This window comes from Vibrio sp. 10N.222.55.C7, assembly GCF_041473335.1.
In the GTDB taxonomy this organism is placed as follows: Bacteria; Pseudomonadota; Gammaproteobacteria; order Enterobacterales; family Vibrionaceae; genus Vibrio; species Vibrio crassostreae_C.
On record NZ_JBFRSC010000004.1, the window covers coordinates 1 to 17,472 of the forward strand.

Genomic DNA, 17,472 nt, shown 5'->3' on the forward strand with positions numbered 1-17,472 from the left:
CGCGCCACTATTTAGGGCTTTTTTCTTATAAGAATGAAATCCTTATATTGATCTGTTGTTAGTAACAATGAATTGATATTAAAACCGTGCGCTCTTAGCTCAGCTGGATAGAGTACCTGGCTACGAACCAGGCGGTCGGAGGTTCGAATCCTCCAGAGCGCGCCACATTATTAGAAAAAGCCTCGTTTATACGAGGCTTTTTTTATGTCTGCTGCAAATTTGTTGCGACAATGTTAAATTTGTTCGTTGTTTAACTTGTTGTATTTAAAGTAGTTCTTGATTGCTTCTTTGTTATTCCACCTTTCTCATATCAATTCCCAGAAAAGCCCCGTTTAAGTCACAGTTTAAATATCTAAAAATGACGTATTTGACAGATTTATGTGATCTGATAGGCGAATAATTAACCTTATGTGTGCGTTATCCGTAACAGAACCTTAAACAAAATTGACAAACTTTTACCAATCGAGATAATCCATGGGTCGGGATCACTATTCGCTGAAATCCTGTACGTATGTCAGGATGACGAAGAAAGGAAGCAACATGACTAATATTGGAAGCCTGCTAGGAGATGCGGCGACTCTAATGATAACGGGGATGTCCGTTGTCTTTATTTTCCTAACTATTCTAGTTTACCTCGTTCGGTTGATGTCAAAACTGGTACCAGAAGAAGTACCAGAGCCGATCGCAGCACCTAAAAAAATTCAAAAATCACAATCAAACCCTTCAGCTGTTAGTCCACAGGTAGTGGCTGCAATTTCGGCCGCGGTTCATCAATACCGTGCGTCTACTGCTAAGTAGTATTTAAAGGATTAAAAAGGAGTTTATGAGCATGTCTAAACCACTAGCTATCACAGATGTGGTACTTCGTGACGCGCACCAGTCACTATTTGCTACTCGTATGCGTATCGAAGATATGCTGCCAATTGCGGCAGAACTGGATAAAGTCGGTTACTGGTCACTTGAGACTTGGGGCGGCGCGACGTTTGATTCGTGTATCCGTTTTCTTGGCGAGGATCCATGGGAGCGTTTGCGTGAGCTGAAAAAAGCGATGCCAAACACACCAATGCAGATGCTACTGCGTGGTCAAAACCTATTGGGCTACCGTCACTACGCGGATGATGTAGTAGAAAAATTTGTTGAACGTGCCCATAAAAACGGCATGGACGTATTCCGTATCTTTGATGCGATGAATGACGTGCGTAACTTTGAAAAAGCAGTGAAAGCAACGATCGACGTTGGTGGCCACGCTCAAGGTACGTTGTCTTACACAACCAGTCCGGTCCACAATTCAGATACTTGGGTTGATTTGGCTAAGCGCCTAGAGGACCTAGGTTGTCACTCACTATGTATCAAAGATATGTCAGGTTTATTAAAGCCGTATGAAGCAGAAGAGCTGATTACACGTATCAAAGCATCGTGTGACGTTCCTCTGGCACTGCATAGCCACGCGACAACTGGTCTATCGACTGCAACAGCGGTTAAAGCCGTTGAAGCGGGTATCGACATTCTAGATACCGCTATTTCTTCAATGAGCTGTACTTACGGTCATACGCCAACCGAAACGGTTGTTGCGATGTTAGAAGGTACAGAGCGCGACACGAATCTTAAACTAGACCAAATCGAACCCATCGCGGCTTACTTCCGTGATGTACGTAAAAAGTACGCGAAATGGGAAGGTCAGCTAAAAGGTGTCGATTCTCGCATCTTAATCGCTCAAGTTCCTGGCGGAATGTTAACTAACATGGAAGGCCAGCTTAAAGAGCAAGGCGCCGCCGATCGCATGGATGAAGTTCTAGAAGAGATCCCACGCGTACGTAAAGAGCTTGGTTACATTCCCTTAGTAACACCAACTTCTCAGATTGTCGGTACTCAAGCGGTTATTAACGTCTTAACGGGCGAACGCTATAAGAGCATCACGAAAGAGACTGCTGGTCTACTGAAAGGTGAATACGGTCAAGCTCCTGCTGAAGTGGATGCTGAACTGCAAGCGAAAGTTCTAGACGGTGCAGAGCCGATTACTTGTCGTCCTGCTGATTTACTTAAGTCTGAAATGGATACGTTAACGACGGATCTGTTAGAGAAAGCGAAATCAGAGGGTATCTCTCTAGCTGAAGATACGGTTGATGATGTACTGACTTACGCGCTCTTCCCACAAGTGGGTCTTAAGTTCCTTAAGAACCGTCGTAATCCTGAAGCATTTGAACCTGCACCAACGCTAGAAGTTGCGGCTCCAGTTGCTGCAGCTCCTGTACAAGCTTCTGGTGGTATTGAAAGCTACAGCGTGAAGGTTGATGGTCAAGTTTACGATGTTGAAGTTGGCCCACAAGGTGAACTGACATCGGTGGCGCCATCTGCAAAACCTGCTCAGGCTGCACCAGTAGCAGCGTCTGACGCTGAAGCGGTTCCAGCTCCATTGGCGGGTAACATCTTTAAAGTAAACGTTCAGGCGGGTACTGAGGTTTCTGAAGGCGACGTTCTACTAATCCTAGAAGCGATGAAGATGGAAACGGAAGTTCGTGCTGCTCGTGGTGGTATCGTTCAAGAATTGAATGTTAAAGAAGGCGATGCAGTTACTGTAGGCGCTCCACTACTAAGCTTAGCGTAAGGGAGTACCATGGAAGGATTGATGACCTTATGGTCTGAAACAGGGATTGCGAACTTTGAGTTCGGCCAGATCTGTATGATGCTGGTTGGTTGCTTACTGTTGTTTTTGGCAATTCGTAAAGGATTTGAACCGTTACTTCTACTGCCTATTGGTTTTGGTGCTGTATTAGCAAACATTCCAAATGCTGGGTTTACTGATCCAGGTGGTTTGCTCTACTACGTCTACTACATTGGTATTGAGACAGGTATTTTCCCACTGCTGATCTTTATGGGTGTTGGTGCGATGACGGACTTCGGTGCGTTGATTGCGAACCCTAAAACGTTGTGGCTAGGGGCTGCGGCTCAGTTTGGTATCTTCGCGACGCTATTTGGCGCGATCTTGCTGAACTACGTTCCAGGAATGGAGTTCTCGATGGCCGATGCTTCGTCAATTGCGATCATTGGTGGTGCCGATGGCCCAACTGCGATCTTCTTGGCGAGTAAGTTATCTCCGGATCTTTTAGGTGCCATTGCAGTAGCGGCTTATAGCTACATGGCTTTGGTTCCTATCATTCAGCCACCAATCATGAAAGCGTTAACGTCTCCTGAAGAGCGCAAAATTAAGATGGCTCAACTTCGTCACGTTAGCAAAGCCGAGAAGATTCTTTTCCCGCTTGCTGTACTACTGATGACGATTTTGTTCCTACCTTCAGCAACACCTCTAGTTGGTATGTTCTGTTTGGGTAACTTAATGCGTGAAGCGGGTGTGGTTGATCGCCTTTCAAAAACAGCTCAAAACGAACTGATTAACGTTGTAACTATTTTCCTAGGTCTAGGGGTTGGTTCTAAGCTTCAAGCGGATACGTTCTTGAACTTAGAAACACTGGGTATTCTAGGTTTAGGTGCGGTCGCGTTCAGTATCGGTACGGCGGGTGGTGTATTGATGGCTAAGGTGTTGAACCGATTCTCGAAAGAGGACATCAACCCACTGATTGGCGCAGCTGGCGTATCGGCGGTTCCAATGGCGGCACGTGTTGTGAACAAGGTTGGTCTTGAGGCAAACCCTCAGAACTTCTTATTGATGCATGCAATGGGTCCGAACGTAGCCGGTGTACTTGGTAGTGCGGTTGCGGCGGGTATTCTATTAGCTCTCGTGGGCTAGTGGATTTGCTGGGTCATGTATCGTTACGTTAATTGGTCGTCAATTTACGAATGAGCGGTTAACTTAGCCTTATTAAATGGTTTATAGTCAAAGGGATGCTTTCGCATCCCTTTCTTTTTATTAATTAAGGTGCTTGCTCACTAGGGCTTTTATCAATCAAGGAAATGTGGAAATGGAAAATAAACAGATTGCGATTACTCAATTCGGCGGCGTCGAAAACCTAAGTATTCAAACCAGTGCGATCCCTGAGCCTAAGGCTGGAGAAGTGGTGGTTAAAGTTTCCTTTTCAGGCATTAATCCGATTGATGTCAAAACCCGAGCGGGCCTTGGTTGGGCGGCAGCACAAAACAAAGATAACCTACCTTGGGTACCTGGCTACGATATTTCAGGGCAAATTGTCTCGCTAGGCGAACAGGCTGAACGCTTTACTGTTGGTGATAACGTAGCTGGCTTTATTGGTTTTCCACTGCAAGGTGGCGGTTACAGCCAATATGTGTGTGTTCCAGAAGCTGCATTAAGTATGGTTCCTGATTCTGTCACTCTAGAAGCGGCAGCTGCATTACCACTCGCGAGTCAAACAGCGGCACAAGCGCTCAACAAAGCCGAAGTGAAAGAAGGCGACCGCGTGCTTATCTTGGCGGGCGCGGGCGGCGTTGGTCACCTTGCGGTTCAAATTGCAGTGGCAGCAAAAGCAGAGGTTTACACAACCTGCAGCGAAGCCAACCTTGATTACCTTGCGACGCTAGGTGCTCACGCGATTAACTATAAGTTTGCACCAGCATCAGAAAGAGTATCTGATGTCGATGTGTTGATTGACTTGGTCGGCGGCGATACCGCGCTTGATGCATTGAAGTGCCTAAAAGATGACGCGCGAGTCGTGACTGTGCCGACTCTATCTGCAGAACTTATCTGCGAAAAAGCCACACTATTAGGTTTTACTGCATCAGGCATGCTGGTTGAACCAAGCCCTGAGCAAATGGACACTATGCTTTACATGGTCAGTGTCGGATTACTCAAAACAGAAATTCAAGGTATCTACCAATTAGACGAGGCGCAGTCGGCGCACCTGCAGGTTGAAACCGGACACACCAGAGGCAAGGTGCTACTTAAAATGCAAGAAAGTTGATAGGCAGTGTTAGAATTTTTTAACTCCCTTTTTGAAAATATCGCGCTGTGGTTCTCGGACTCGGCGCTGTGGGTACTCTTCATTAGTGGCTTCTTGAGTGCCACGTTACTCCCCGGTGGTTCAGAAGCTAGCCTTGTGGCTGCATTGAGCTTAGATCAGTTTTCAACCTCATCGATCATTCTAGTGGCGACATTAGGCAATACCTTAGGCGGCCTGACTAACTATTGGATTGGTTTGTGGTTGCCTAATCGAACTCAATCTGAAAAGCATGGTCATAAGGCTATGGCTTGGCTGAGTCGCTATGGCTACTGGACACTGTTATTTAGTTGGTTACCGATCATTGGTGACCCTTTGTGTCTCGCTGCGGGTTGGCTAAGAATGAAATTCATCCCTAGCGTTATTTTGATAGCGATTGGCAAAGCCGCTCGCTATAGCTTACTTGCTGCTATCTACTTCGGTTTTTTCTAAGGAGAACCTATGAAAAAGGTTTTACTTGGTACATTTTCTCTTATCGCCATTGCTGGCTGTTCTTACAATGTACCTAGCTCAACGCCCTTCTTTTCCTCGTTACCTGAAGGTGTCACTCTGTTAGAAGAGGTTAAGCCCTCTAAAGATAAAGTAGTGATTCCTTACACCAAGTATCAGCTTGAAAACGGTCTGACAGTTATTCTTTCCCCTGATGATTCCGATCCGTTGGTGCATGTTGATGTAACTTATCACGTCGGTTCAGCACGTGAAGAGATAGGCAAGTCGGGATTTGCTCACTTCTTTGAGCACATGATGTTCCAGGGTTCAGAGAACGTTGGTGACCAACAGCACTTTAAGATCATTACCGAAGCGGGTGGCTCGTTAAACGGCACGACCAACCGTGACCGCACCAACTATTTTGAAACTGTTCCTTCTAACCAACTTGAGAAAATGTTGTGGTTAGAATCAGACCGAATGGGCTTCTTGTTGGATGCTGTTTCTCAGAAGAAATTTGAGGTTCAAAGAGGCACGGTCAAGAACGAGCGAGCGCAGAGCTACGAAAATCGTCCTTACGGCTTGATGTGGGAACGCATGGGCGAAGCGCTTTACCCTGAAGGTCACCCTTACTCTTGGCAACCAATCGGCTATGTTGAAGATCTTGACCGTGTTGACGTGAATGATCTTAAAGCGTTCTTCCTGCGTTGGTACGGCCCAAACAATGCCGTGTTAACGATTGGTGGTGATATCGACGTTGATGACACGCTAGAATGGGTTAACAAGTACTTTGGTTCAATTCCTCAAGGCCCTGAAGTGAAGGCGGCAGAGAAGCAACCTGCTGTTCTAACAGAAGATAAATACATCACCGTAGAAGACAATATTCGTCAGCCGATGGTGCTGGTGGGGTGGCCAACAACGTATCGCGGTGAAGAGACGCAAGCTTCACTGAATGCATTGTCTAACGTGTTAGGTTCAGGTACCAACAGTTACCTATATCAAAACCTCGTAAAAACGCAGAAGGCCGTCAGCGCTGGCTCTTTCCATGATTGTGCTGAGTTGGCGTGTACCATGTACGTGTATGCAATGGGCAACTCAGGTGAAAAAGGCGATTTGACGGTTCTCAATAAAGAGCTGATGGATACCCTGGAGCAATTCTCGAAAGAGGGCGTTGAGCAAGAGCGTTTAGACCAGATCACTGGCATGGCCGAAGCGAATGCTGTTTTTGCATTGCAAAGCGTTAAAGGTAAGGTGTCGCAACTCGCGTCGAACCAAACCTTCTATGGTCAGCCTGATCGCATTGAATCACAACTCGATCAAATCCGAGCGGTGACGCCTGAGAGCGTGAGCAAGGCATACCAAGATTTCATCGAAGGTAAGCACAAGGTTACCTTGAGTGTGGTTCCTAAGAAAAAGCTCGATTTGGCGGTTCGTGAAGCGACCTTTACCACGCCACCACGTACGTTGCCGGAATACAGCAAGGTGACGGAAGATCAACTGGATTTCAGAAAGGCACCGGATACCTTTGATCGCAGTGTGATGCCAGAAGTGAACTTTGGTGTTGAGGCGACCATGCCTGAGTTGTACCGCATGCACTTTGCAAATGGCACTGACTTAATTGGTACCGTGACCAGTGAAACGCCGACAGTACAGCTGCAAATTCAATTGCCTGCAGGCGAACGCTATGTTCGCAAAGGGCAAGAAGGCCTAGCGAACCTAACGGCTTCGATGATGGAAGAAGGCTCAACTAAACGAACCGTTGAAGAGTTACAAGCGACCTTAGATAAACTTGGTAGCAGCGTGAGCATTAGTGCGGGCAGCTACACCACAGATATTTCAGTCTCGACGCTAGAGAAAAACTTGCCTCAAACCTTAGCGATTGTGCAAGAGGTTCTATTCGATCCTAAGTTCGATGAGCAAGATTTTGAGCGCGTTAAGAAACAGATGCTAGAAGGCGTTGTGTATCAGCATCAGCAGCCAAGTTGGATGGCTTCTCAAGCAACCCGTGAAGTGCTGTTTAGTGACACTGTTTTTGCTCGTGCAAGTGATGGTACTAAGGAATCTCTATCGAAATTGACCTTAGACGATGTGAAAAAATTCTATGCGCAACATTACACACCAGAAGGTGCCAATATTGTTGTTGTGGGAGACATCTCGAAGAAAGAGGTAGGGAAACAGCTACAATTCTTTGAAGAGTGGCAAGGCGATGCGGCACCATTAACGCGTCCACAGATCGTTAAAGAGCTTTCTGGTCAGCACCTGTACTTAGTTGATAAACCGGGTGCGCCGCAAAGCATTGTTCGCTTGGTTCGTAAGGGCCTGCCGTTTGATGCGACGGGCGAATTGTATTTGAGCCAGTTAGCTAACTTTAACTTAGCGGGCAACTTCAATAGCCGTATCAACCAGAACCTACGTGAAGACAAAGCCTACACTTACGGTGCAAGCGGTTACTTCGCAAGTACTCGTGAAACTGGCGCAGTGGTATTTAGCGCGCAGGTAAGGGCGAATGCGACGGTTCCATCGATTCAAGAGTTTATTAATGAGCTGAATGAGTTTAGCCAAAGTGGATTAACTGACGAAGAGGTGAAATTTATGCGCCTTGCCGTCGGTCAACAAGATGCACTTAAATACGAAACGCCAAGTCAAAAGGCGGGGTTGTTGAGTAATATTGTTGCATTGAGCCTTGATGAAGATTACCTACAACAGCGTAATCAGATAGTTGAAACGGTTTCAAAAGAGACCTTAAACGAGCTATCTAAGAAATGGTTTGACCCGAATGATTATCAAATAATCGTTGTTGGTGACGCGACTTCGCTTCGCCCGCAATTAGAAAAGTTAGATATTCCAATAGAAGAGCTTGAAATCATTCGTTAGAGTACACATTAAAGGGGGAGGGAAGAGACTCTACTTTTCTCCTCCAACCTAATTTATGATAGTTCTAATCAGAACAATATAAGATAAGTGAACTGAATTTTGACTGATTTTGCTGCGCGACTAAAGCAAGTTGCAACCAACCCTAAGACCTTCTCTCAATTTGGTCGTGGTGTTGAAAGGGAAACATTACGCTACACGGAAGATGGGCACCTTGCTACTGGGCCGCACCCTGAGGCTTTGGGATCTGCGTTGATGAACGAATGGGTAACGACCGATTTCTCTGAGTCGCTACTGGAATTTATCACGCCTGTTTCTAACGACGTTCCGACGCTTTTGAATCAGTTGTCTGATATCCACCACTTCACGCAAACCAAGTTAGACGGCGAAAAACTATGGCCGCTTTCTATGCCTTGTTACGTTGGCAGTGAAGATTACATTCAGCTAGCGCAATACGGCACCTCGAATAACGGTAAGATGAAGACCCTATATCGTGAAGGCCTAAAACGTCGTTACGGTAGCCTGATGCAGATTATCTCTGGTGTTCACTTCAACTTCTCTTTCCCAGAAAGCTTTTGGGATAGCCTGTTTGGAGAGCAAACTGAAGAAGCGCGTTGTGAATCTAAGTCAGATGCTTACTTTGGTTTGATTCGTAACTACTACCGCTTTGGTTGGTTAATCCCATACTTCTTCGGTGCTTCACCTGCGCTATGTTCTTCTTTCATCAAAGGAAGAGAGACAAACCTGCCTTTTGAAAAGATTGGCGAGACACTGTATCTGCCAAAAGCAACGGCACTGCGCCTGAGCGACCTTGGCTACACGAACAGTGCGCAAAGTGTGTTGAAGATTGGTTTCAACAGCCTAGACCAATACCTTGAAGGTTTGAATCAAGCGATTCGCACACCATCAGAAGAATTTGCCGAGATTGGCACTAAGGTTGATGGTGAATACCGTCAGTTGAATAGCAACGTACTGCAAATTGAAAATGAGCTTTACGCTCCAATCCGCCCTAAGCGTGTGGCGAAGAGTGGTGAGAAACCATCTGAAGCATTGGCACGCGGTGGTGTTGAGTACATTGAGGTTCGTTCTTTAGATGTAAACCCATTCAGCTCAATTGGTATCAATGAGCAGCAGGTTCGCTTCCTAGACTTATTCCTAACGTGGAGTGTGCTAACGGACTCTGCTGAGATGGATAACTGCGAGCTTGAATGCTGGCGCGATAACTGGAACAAGGTGATCCTACAAGGTCGTCAGGTTGGTCTAGAGCTACAAATCGGTTGTCATGGTGAGCGATTGTCTCTGCAAGATTGGGCGAAGCGTGTCTTCAAAGATCTGCGCTCTATTGCCGAGATGATGGACGCTGAACAAGGTGGTCGTGCATACCAAGAAACATGCGATACGCTTGAGGCTTGGATTGATAACCCTGAGCTAACTATTTCTGGCCAGTTGCTAGAAGAGACCAAAAAATTGGGCGGCTTAGGTAAAGTGGGTTGCGCGTTAGGTAAAACGTACGCTCAGCAACACAAAGCGCACCAATACAAAGTATATTCAGCTGAGTTGATGGAAGCAGAAGTTCAACGTTCTGTGATTGCTCAGCAACAAAGTGAAGAAGCAAGCACTCAAGATTTTGATAGCTTCTTGGCGGATTATTTTTCGTATTTAAAAGCATAGCGAGACTTTGGTGGAAAGGAAGCAAGCCTTATTAGGTCAGCCTACTCGAGTGAGTAGTAAATGGTTACCTGTAGTGACTGTTGGTGTTGTCTCTAGCCTGTTGGTTGGATGTGCAACGCCACCGCCAAAGCAGCAAGATAATTTGTGTAGCATCTTTCGAGAGCACCCTTCATGGTATGAAGATGCCTTGGATATGCAAGAAGAATGGGGAACGCCGATTAACGTTGCGATGGCTTTTGTGAAACAAGAGAGTAGCTATCGTCATGATGCGCGCCCACCTAAAGATTACATTCTTGGCTTTATACCGTGGGGGCGTGTAAGCAGTGCCTACGGTTATGCACAAGCTCAAGATCCTGCTTGGGAAGACTTCCAAAAGGCGACCAATAACGGTGGTTCAAGAACCAACTTTGATGATGCATTGATGTTCATCGGTTGGTATACCAGCGAGACGCGTCGTCAATTGGGCATCTCACTATGGGACCCATATAACCAATACCTAGCTTATCATGAAGGCCGTGGTGGTTATAAGCGTAAGTCATACAACAGCAAGCCATCGCTAATTAAGGTGGCGCGCAAAGTCGAACAGCAAGCAAAAGATTATGGATGGCAGCTGAAACAGTGCCGCAAAGAACTAGAAGACAATCGAAGCTGGTTTTTCTAAAGCCAGCCGTCATGGAGAAGAGCAATGCCTTTATTAGATAGTTTCACTGTTGATCACACACGCATGAACGCACCTGCCGTTCGTGTTGCTAAAACAATGCAAACCCCAAAAGGGGATACCATCACTGTGTTTGACCTGCGTTTTACTGCGCCAAACAAAGACATCCTATCTGAGAAAGGTATCCATACTCTAGAGCACCTATATGCTGGTTTCATGCGTAATCAATTGAACGGTTCAGATGTAGAGATCATCGATATCTCACCGATGGGCTGTCGCACTGGTTTCTACATGAGCCTGATTGGTACGCCTACAGAACAACAAGTGGCTGACGGTTGGTTGGCAGCGATGCAAGACGTACTGAAAGTTGAGAACCAGAATAAGATCCCTGAGCTGAACGAATACCAATGTGGTACCGCGGCAATGCACTCTTTGGATGAAGCGAAAGAGATCGCGAATGCGATCATCGCTGCAGGCATCTCTGTAAACAAGAATGATGAACTGGCACTGCCAGAGTCTATGCTGCAAGAGCTTAAGATCGACTAGTCATTGATAGCTACCCTAGATAGGGCGAGTTAGATACTAAAAGGCCCGGTTCAATGAACCGGGCCTTTTTCGTCAACGTATTTTAGGGCGAGACAGAGATTCAGTGATAACTCAGTTAGCCGTTCACGATCTGTGGGAACACGCGAACCAGTTTGATGCGGTTCTCTTCAAGCTCAACAATTTCCATTGGGTGGCTGGCAACCTGAACACTCAGGTGACTCTCAGGAATATCTTCAAGATGTTCCAGTATCAAACCATTCAGCGTTCTTGGGCCATCGGTAGGCAGTGCCCACTGTAAGCCTTTGTTGATATCTCGGATATTGGCACTGCCTTCAATCAAGAAGCTGCCATCGCTTTGCGGAGTAATCTCTTCAGATAAGCTTGGGGTGATTGAGGTGGTAAACTCACCTACGATCTCTTCTAGAATATCTTCTAATGTAACCAAACCATTGATGTCGCCATACTCATCAACAATCAAACCGATGCGCTGCTTATTGCGTTGAAACTTAAGCAGTTGAATATTGAGTGGTGTCGCTTCAGGAATAAAGTAGATCTCATCCGCGGCACGCAACAGGGTTTCTTTATTGAATTCGTTCTTTTCAAGCATCAGACGGTAAGCTTCACGCAGCCTAAGCATGCCGACCACTTCATCTATTTGGTCACGGTACAGCACTACGCGACCATGAGGCGAGTGGGTAAGTTGACGAACGATCGATTTCCAGTCGTCATTGATGTCGATACCAGTAATCTCATTACGCGGCACCATGATGTCGTTCACGGTGACGTGCTCTAAATCCAGAATAGACACCAACATATCTTGGTGACGTTGAGGGATTAAGCTACCGGCTTCATTTACCACGGTTCTAAGCTCTTCGGAGCTCAAGTGGTCGGTTGCATCATGGCTGGCTTTAACGCCTAAGATACGAATGAAGCCGTTGGTAATGAAGTTCACTAAGATCACCAATGGTGATAGCACCTTCATCAGTATCATCAAAAGGATACTGCTCGCGTAAGAGACACGTTCAGGAAATAGAGAAGCGATGGTCTTTGGGGTTACCTCGGCGAATACTAGGATCACGAGAGTCAGGGTACCAGTAGCGATAGCCACACCGATATCCCCGTAGATGCGCATACCAAGAATAGTAGCGATCGCAGATGCAAGAATGTTGACGAGATTGTTGCCGATGAGGATGAGGCCAATCAATCTGTCTGGGCGGTTCAGAAGTTTTTCTACACGTTTGGCACCTTTATGACCCGTATTGGCCAAGTGCTTTAAACGGTAGCGGTTCAGGGACATCATGCCCGTTTCGGAACCAGAGAAATAACCAGAAATTACAATGAGACACGCGAGTAGCGCAAATAAGATACCCGTTGATATGTCGTCCAAAACTATTCTTTTCCTATTTGTGTATCTTGATTAATTTATGACCGAACATGGTCGAGATGTCAATTGAATGTATTGCACTCAATATTTTAAAGGCAAGGTATGTGAGACCTTGCCTTTATTTTACAGACTAGTTCAGGATGATTTCCTGGACGAAGCGGCTACCGAAGTAGGCTAATGTGAGCATGCTGGCGCCGGCCAGTGCGAACCAAGTGACTTTCTGTCCACGCCAACCTTTCTGATAGTGACCCCACAGAAGGATGGAGTAGATAACCCAAGCGATAAAAGACAACACAGCCTTGTGTGCCTTTCCTTGAGCAAACATATCTTGCACGAAGATGAGACCCGTTAACAAGGTACCTGTTAATAAGCCATTACCAATCAAAATGATCTTGAAAAGCTGTCTTTCCACCATCATTAAAGGAGGTAGGTTAGGGTTTATCACTAAGGCTTTTTTCTTTTTAAGTTTGTGATCTAGCCACGCAAGTTGCAGGGCGTATAGCGCACCGATAGTTAACGTTGCGTATGAGAATAGAGCCAAAGAGATGTGCACGAGCAGTTTTGGGTCATTCTCTAGATGTTTGATGAAGGTGCTTGGAAGAAAAGTGGCAGCCATCAAGTTCAGCGCAGCGAAGCTATAGACGACGGGTAAGATAAACCACAGACGGGTTTTGAGCATTGCACCGCTCATTACCACAGATATGATTAAACTGATTAATGAAGCAACGTTCAAGATACTGAGGTTTTGGCCACTGGCATTAAAAATCAAATCGCCAAGCAACCAAGCATGGAAAGCTAGAGCAAGTAATGCGCTGATAAACACCGTTTTTACACGGATTCCTGTTTGGTGCACGAGACCTGGAATGATCGTGGAAATCGCCATTGTATAAAGAAAGGCTGCTGCGATCGCAATAAGACTGTCCATGGTATCCATTTTAATGATTACTAATTGGCGAATTATACCTCGCATCGCTCTTTGGGGCTATGGCGAACCTCATTCAATTCCAAGTGAATAATGTCTCACATCACAAGCACGGATGATTAACGCTCTACAACGGGTATGACTCTAATCCGCGCTAATGTATACTCACAGTAATAGTCGCAGTTTTGAGCGAAGAGAAAACTATGTTTGATAATTTAACGGATCGTCTATCCAAAACGCTGAAGAACATCAGCGGTAAAGGTCGTCTGACCGAAGACAATATTAAAGAGACGCTGCGTGAAGTACGTATGGCGCTACTTGAAGCCGACGTTGCACTGCCCGTTGTCCGCGATTTTGTTAAGCGCGTAAAAGAAGGCGCTGTGGGTGTTGAGGTTTCTAAATCTCTAACGCCTGGTCAAGAATTCATTAAGATCGTTCAAGCTGAACTTGAAGCGGTGATGGGTGAGTCTAACGAGGCTCTTAACCTAGCAGCGCAGCCGCCAGCCGTTATCTTAATGGCGGGTCTACAAGGTGCGGGTAAAACCACATCGGTAGGTAAGCTATCTAAGCTTCTAACTGAGCGTGACAAGAAGAAAGTCTTGGTTGTGTCTGCCGACGTTTACCGTCCAGCGGCAATCAAACAGCTTGAAACGTTAGCAAGCGATGTTGGCGTAGACTTCTTCCCATCTTCAGCTGATCAAAAACCTCTTGATATTGCAAACGCTGCAATCGACCACGCGAAGAAGAAATTCTACGACGTGCTACTTGTCGATACTGCGGGTCGTTTGGCTATCGATGAAGAGATGATGGGCGAGATCAAAGAGCTTCATACTGCAATTAAACCAGTAGAGACACTGTTCGTTGTTGATGCAATGACAGGTCAAGATGCTGCGAACACTGCAAAAGCCTTTGGTGATGCGCTACCACTAACCGGTGTTATCTTGACGAAAGTTGATGGTGATGCGCGTGGTGGTGCTGCTCTGTCTGTTCGTCATATCACAGGCAAGCCGATTAAATTCTTGGGTGTTGGTGAAAAGACTGACGCACTAGAACCGTTCCACCCAGATCGTGTTGCTTCTCGTATCTTAGGTATGGGCGACGTACTGTCTCTTATTGAAGACCTACAGAAAAACGTTGATACCGAGAAAGCAGAGAAACTGGCTAAGAAGTTCAAAGAGAAGAAAGGCTTTGACCTTGAAGACTTCCGTGAACAACTAGGTCAGATGCAAAACATGGGCGGCATGATGGGCATGATGGATAAGCTTCCAGGCATGTCTCAGCTACCAGATAACGTTAAAGATAAAGTTGATGACAAGATGTTCAAGCAAATGGAAGCGATCATCAACTCTATGACCATGAAAGAGCGTCAACGCCCTGACCTAATCAAAGGCTCTCGCAAAAAGCGTATTGCCGCTGGTTCTGGTACACAGGTACAAGATGTAAACCGTATGCTTAAGCAGTTCACCCAAATGCAGAAGATGATGAAGAAGATGCAGAAAGGTGGCATGAAAGGCATGATGCGCAACATGCAAGGCATGATGGGCGGCGGTGGAGGTATGGGCGGAATGGGTGGTGGCTTTAACCCGTTTGGTCGATAATCTACAAATGTAAGCTTTAGCTACGTTACTTTTCATAGTGTTAGCCGTGTCACAGAAAGTGTACGGCAGCTATGTTGGTGAAAAAATAGCTAAAGCCCTTGCATTGCACCGGAATAAGAGTAAAATTCCGGGGCTTTAATTTGGCACGAGACCCCAAGCTATTTACTTATACTTGGGGTTAATTATTTTATTAAGAAAGCAAAGAGGACGACATGGTAACCATTCGTTTGGCACGTCACGGTGCAAAGAAGCGCCCATTTTATCAAATCGTAGTTGCGGATAGCCGTAACGCTGCAACTGGCCGTTTCATCGAGAAAGTAGGTTTCTTTAACCCTACAGCTCAAGGTCAAGAAGAAGGTCTACGTCTAGACCTAGATCGTGTTAACCACTGGGTTGGTCAAGGCGCATCTCTATCTGATCGTGTAGCTAAGCTAGTTAAAGACGCTCAAAAAGCGGCTTAATTCTTTTTTAAAGAGAAATAGCTTATGTCGATGAAGGGTAAAGAAACTATGAGCGAGCAAAATAATAGAATTGTCATGGGTAAACTTGGGTCTACCTATGGTATTCGTGGCTGGCTCAAAGTGTTCTCCTACACAGACAATGCTGAAAGCATATTTGATTACAGCCCTTGGTATTTAAACCTAAAGGGTAAGTGGGTTGAGTACAAAGTTGAGAGCTGGAAACGTCATGGCCAAGGTTATGTATGTAAGCTAGCGGGATTAGATGTTCGTGAAGACGCGCAACTGATGACTAACTTTGAAATTGCTATTGACCCTGCTTCGTTACCTGAATTGTCAGAAGATGAATTCTACTGGCGCGAATTGTTCGGTATGCAAGTTTTTACCACTAAAGGTTACGACCTTGGTGAGGTCACTGACCTATTAGAAACTGGCTCGAACGATGTTCTAGTAATCAAAGCAAATCTTAAAGATGCTTTTGGCCAAAAGGAACGGTTAGTACCGTACCTTGAAGAGCAAGTGATCAAGAAAGTTGATCGCGAAGCTCGCCGGATCGAAGTTGACTGGGATCCTGGATTCTAACTCCAAATTACAGAGCGAGAGAACACATGTGGGTTGGCATTATTAGCCTTTTTCCTGAAATGTTCCGTTCTGTTACTGATTTTGGAGTAACAGGTCAAGCGGTTAAAAAAGGTCTTTTATCTATTGAGACATGGAATCCTCGTGATTTCACTCATGATAAACATCGCACTGTTGATGACAGACCTTACGGTGGTGGTCCTGGCATGTTAATGATGGTTCAGCCTTTGCGCGACGCTATCAAAACTGCCAAGCAAGCAGCACCGGGAAAGACGAAAGTCATCTATCTTTCACCTCAAGGTCGTAAACTCGACCAGAAAGGTGTTGAAGAGCTGGCAACAAACGAGAATTTACTTCTTATTTGTGGTCGCTATGAAGGGGTAGATGAGCGCATCATTGAATCTGAAGTTGACGAAGAATGGTCGATTGGAGATTTTGTGATGACGGGTGGCGAACTGCCAGCCATGACGCTGATTGATTCAGTATCTCGGTTTGTTCCGGGTGTACTTGGAGATTTCGCTTCAGCAGAAGAAGATTCTTTTGCAAATGGTTTGCTAGATTGTCCCCATTATACGCGCCCTGAGGTGCTAGACGATAAAGATGTACCATCGGTACTCAAGTCTGGAAACCATAAGGACATTCGTCGCTGGCGATTAAAACAATCGTTGGGCCGAACTTGGCTAAGAAGACCAGAACTCCTGGAAAACCTAGCTCTGACTGACGAACAGGAACAATTACTGGCTGAATTCATTAAAGAGCAACGCTCTTAACGAAAAGCAAGCAGTAACCTATTAAATTTAGTATCAGTTTATTCTAGGAATTTATACAAATGAGCAACATCATCAAGGCTCTTGAAGAAGAGCAACTAAAATCAGACCTTCCTAAATTCGCACCAGGTGACACTGTTGTAGTTCAGGTTAAGGTAAAAGAAGGTGACCGTGAGCGTCTACAGGCTTTCGAAGGCGTTGTAATCGCTATTCGTAACCGTGGTCTACACTCTGCATTCACAGTTCGTAAGATCTCGAACGGTGAAGGCGTAGAGCGTGCGTTCCAAACTCACTCTCCAATGGTTGATAGCATCGAAGTTAAACGCCGTGGTGCAGTACGTCGTGCCAAGTTGTACTACCTACGTGAGCGTTCTGGTAAGTCAGCTCGTATTAAAGAGAAGCTTACTAAGAAGTAATTCTTTTTGCATTCTATCGATAAAAGCGGAGCCATTTGGCTCCGCTTTTTTGTGTCTGTTATTTGGAGCTTAGCAGGTAAGAGATCCCCCAATTCGCTCGTACCTCACTCTTGAGGATGACAAACCAGACGAAACTCATATTTAACCGTCATTCCCTAGACTGACGAAGGAAGGAGTAGGGAATCTCTACTAGCGCCGTGTTATAGGCAATAAAAAAGGATTGACGTTAAACGCCAACCCTTCAAAATTTACTCGCTACTCGCTACTCG

At 45.7% G+C, this 17,472-nt stretch carries 16 protein-coding genes and 1 tRNA gene; 15 read left to right on the forward strand and 2 right to left on the reverse strand.

Annotation, left to right across the window (positions count from 1 at the left end):
* Nucleotides 1-88 precede the first annotated feature (88 nt).
* From AB4482_RS00770 to luxS, 10 genes are all read left to right on the forward strand, one after another.
* Nucleotides 89-165 (forward strand) — tRNA-Arg (locus AB4482_RS00770).
* 375 nt (nucleotides 166-540) lie between these two features.
* The gene (locus AB4482_RS00775) at nucleotides 541-798 is read left to right on the forward strand and encodes an oxaloacetate decarboxylase subunit gamma (RefSeq protein WP_004741884.1); all 258 of its coding nucleotides are present in this window, start codon (nucleotides 541-543) and stop codon (nucleotides 796-798) included.
* A 31-nt stretch (nucleotides 799-829) separates the two neighbouring features.
* Nucleotides 830-2,605 carry a sodium-extruding oxaloacetate decarboxylase subunit alpha gene (gene oadA / locus AB4482_RS00780; protein WP_017059560.1) on the forward strand — a complete coding sequence of 592 codons (1,776 nt, stop codon included), beginning with the start codon at nucleotides 830-832 and terminating at the stop codon, nucleotides 2,603-2,605.
* A gap of 9 nt (nucleotides 2,606-2,614) precedes the next feature.
* On the forward strand, nucleotides 2,615-3,745 hold the full coding sequence (locus AB4482_RS00785; RefSeq protein ID WP_019825842.1) for a sodium ion-translocating decarboxylase subunit beta: 1,131 nt from the start codon (nucleotides 2,615-2,617) through the stop codon (nucleotides 3,743-3,745).
* A gap of 172 nt (nucleotides 3,746-3,917) precedes the next feature.
* Nucleotides 3,918-4,871, forward strand: coding sequence for an NADP-dependent oxidoreductase (locus AB4482_RS00790; protein ID WP_102319878.1), 954 nt, complete (start codon nucleotides 3,918-3,920; stop codon nucleotides 4,869-4,871).
* A 6-nt stretch (nucleotides 4,872-4,877) separates the two neighbouring features.
* The gene (locus AB4482_RS00795; RefSeq protein WP_017059555.1) at nucleotides 4,878-5,339 is read left to right on the forward strand and encodes a YqaA family protein; all 462 of its coding nucleotides are present in this window, start codon (nucleotides 4,878-4,880) and stop codon (nucleotides 5,337-5,339) included.
* Between the two features lie 9 nt (nucleotides 5,340-5,348).
* Nucleotides 5,349-8,207, forward strand: a complete 2,859-nt coding sequence (locus AB4482_RS00800) for a M16 family metallopeptidase (RefSeq protein WP_372180394.1) — start codon at nucleotides 5,349-5,351, stop codon at nucleotides 8,205-8,207.
* A 99-nt stretch (nucleotides 8,208-8,306) separates the two neighbouring features.
* Nucleotides 8,307-9,875, forward strand: coding sequence for a glutamate--cysteine ligase (gene gshA, locus AB4482_RS00805; protein WP_017063229.1), 1,569 nt, complete (start codon nucleotides 8,307-8,309; stop codon nucleotides 9,873-9,875).
* A gap of 10 nt (nucleotides 9,876-9,885) precedes the next feature.
* The gene (locus tag AB4482_RS00810) at nucleotides 9,886-10,536 is read left to right on the forward strand and encodes a hypothetical protein (RefSeq protein WP_017629422.1); all 651 of its coding nucleotides are present in this window, start codon (nucleotides 9,886-9,888) and stop codon (nucleotides 10,534-10,536) included.
* Between the two features lie 24 nt (nucleotides 10,537-10,560).
* Nucleotides 10,561-11,079: an S-ribosylhomocysteine lyase gene (gene luxS / locus AB4482_RS00815; RefSeq protein WP_017056597.1), complete on the forward strand. Its 519-nt coding sequence runs from the start codon at nucleotides 10,561-10,563 to the stop codon at nucleotides 11,077-11,079.
* 115 nt (nucleotides 11,080-11,194) lie between these two features.
* Here luxS and AB4482_RS00820 read toward each other — a convergent pair whose 3' ends face one another.
* Both AB4482_RS00820 and AB4482_RS00825 read right to left on the reverse strand, forming a co-directional pair.
* Nucleotides 11,195-12,466, reverse strand: a complete 1,272-nt coding sequence (locus tag AB4482_RS00820) for an HlyC/CorC family transporter (protein WP_017063233.1) — start codon at nucleotides 12,464-12,466, stop codon at nucleotides 11,195-11,197.
* A gap of 127 nt (nucleotides 12,467-12,593) precedes the next feature.
* Complete coding sequence (locus tag AB4482_RS00825) at nucleotides 12,594-13,388, reverse strand: inner membrane protein YpjD (RefSeq protein ID WP_019825854.1); 795 nt, start codon at nucleotides 13,386-13,388, stop codon at nucleotides 12,594-12,596.
* Nucleotides 13,389-13,588: 200 nt separating this feature from the next.
* Here AB4482_RS00825 and ffh point away from each other — a divergent pair, with 200 nt between their 5' ends.
* From ffh to rplS, 5 genes are all read left to right on the forward strand, one after another.
* A complete protein-coding gene (gene ffh / locus AB4482_RS00830) occupies nucleotides 13,589-14,983 on the forward strand; it encodes a signal recognition particle protein (RefSeq protein WP_010435884.1) in 1,395 nt (464 codons plus the stop codon).
* 212 nt (nucleotides 14,984-15,195) lie between these two features.
* Nucleotides 15,196-15,444, forward strand: a complete 249-nt coding sequence (gene rpsP, locus AB4482_RS00835; protein ID WP_004410028.1) for a 30S ribosomal protein S16 — start codon at nucleotides 15,196-15,198, stop codon at nucleotides 15,442-15,444.
* A 24-nt stretch (nucleotides 15,445-15,468) separates the two neighbouring features.
* On the forward strand, nucleotides 15,469-16,023 hold the full coding sequence (gene rimM / locus AB4482_RS00840) for a ribosome maturation factor RimM (protein WP_017063236.1): 555 nt from the start codon (nucleotides 15,469-15,471) through the stop codon (nucleotides 16,021-16,023).
* 26 nt (nucleotides 16,024-16,049) lie between these two features.
* Nucleotides 16,050-16,790, forward strand: a complete 741-nt coding sequence (gene trmD / locus AB4482_RS00845; RefSeq protein WP_102319880.1) for a tRNA (guanosine(37)-N1)-methyltransferase TrmD — start codon at nucleotides 16,050-16,052, stop codon at nucleotides 16,788-16,790.
* Nucleotides 16,791-16,849: 59 nt separating this feature from the next.
* Nucleotides 16,850-17,203 (forward strand): 50S ribosomal protein L19, encoded by a 354-nt coding sequence (rplS, locus tag AB4482_RS00850; protein WP_004735514.1) that lies wholly within the window; start codon nucleotides 16,850-16,852, stop codon nucleotides 17,201-17,203.
* The last annotated feature ends 269 nt before the right edge of the window (nucleotides 17,204-17,472 follow it).

Excerpts from the sequence above, each read along its gene's own strand:
- rpsP (WP_004410028.1), top strand. The coding sequence starts at position 15,196 with ATGGTAACCATTCGTTTGGCACGTCACGGTGCAAAGAAGCGCCCATTT.
- trmD (WP_102319880.1), top strand. The coding sequence starts at position 16,050 with ATGTGGGTTGGCATTATTAGCCTTTTTCCTGAAATGTTCCGTTCTGTT.
- rimM (WP_017063236.1), top strand. The coding sequence starts at position 15,469 with ATGTCGATGAAGGGTAAAGAAACTATGAGCGAGCAAAATAATAGAATT.
- luxS (WP_017056597.1), top strand. The coding sequence starts at position 10,561 with ATGCCTTTATTAGATAGTTTCACTGTTGATCACACACGCATGAACGCA.
- AB4482_RS00800 (WP_372180394.1), top strand. The coding sequence starts at position 5,349 with ATGAAAAAGGTTTTACTTGGTACATTTTCTCTTATCGCCATTGCTGGC.
- AB4482_RS00785 (WP_019825842.1), top strand. The coding sequence starts at position 2,615 with ATGGAAGGATTGATGACCTTATGGTCTGAAACAGGGATTGCGAACTTT.
- AB4482_RS00825 (WP_019825854.1), bottom strand. The coding sequence starts at position 13,388 with ATGGACAGTCTTATTGCGATCGCAGCAGCCTTTCTTTATACAATGGCG.
- ffh (WP_010435884.1), top strand. The coding sequence starts at position 13,589 with ATGTTTGATAATTTAACGGATCGTCTATCCAAAACGCTGAAGAACATC.
- oadA (WP_017059560.1), top strand. The coding sequence starts at position 830 with ATGTCTAAACCACTAGCTATCACAGATGTGGTACTTCGTGACGCGCAC.
- AB4482_RS00775 (WP_004741884.1), top strand. The coding sequence starts at position 541 with ATGACTAATATTGGAAGCCTGCTAGGAGATGCGGCGACTCTAATGATA.
- rplS (WP_004735514.1), top strand. The coding sequence starts at position 16,850 with ATGAGCAACATCATCAAGGCTCTTGAAGAAGAGCAACTAAAATCAGAC.
- AB4482_RS00790 (WP_102319878.1), top strand. The coding sequence starts at position 3,918 with ATGGAAAATAAACAGATTGCGATTACTCAATTCGGCGGCGTCGAAAAC.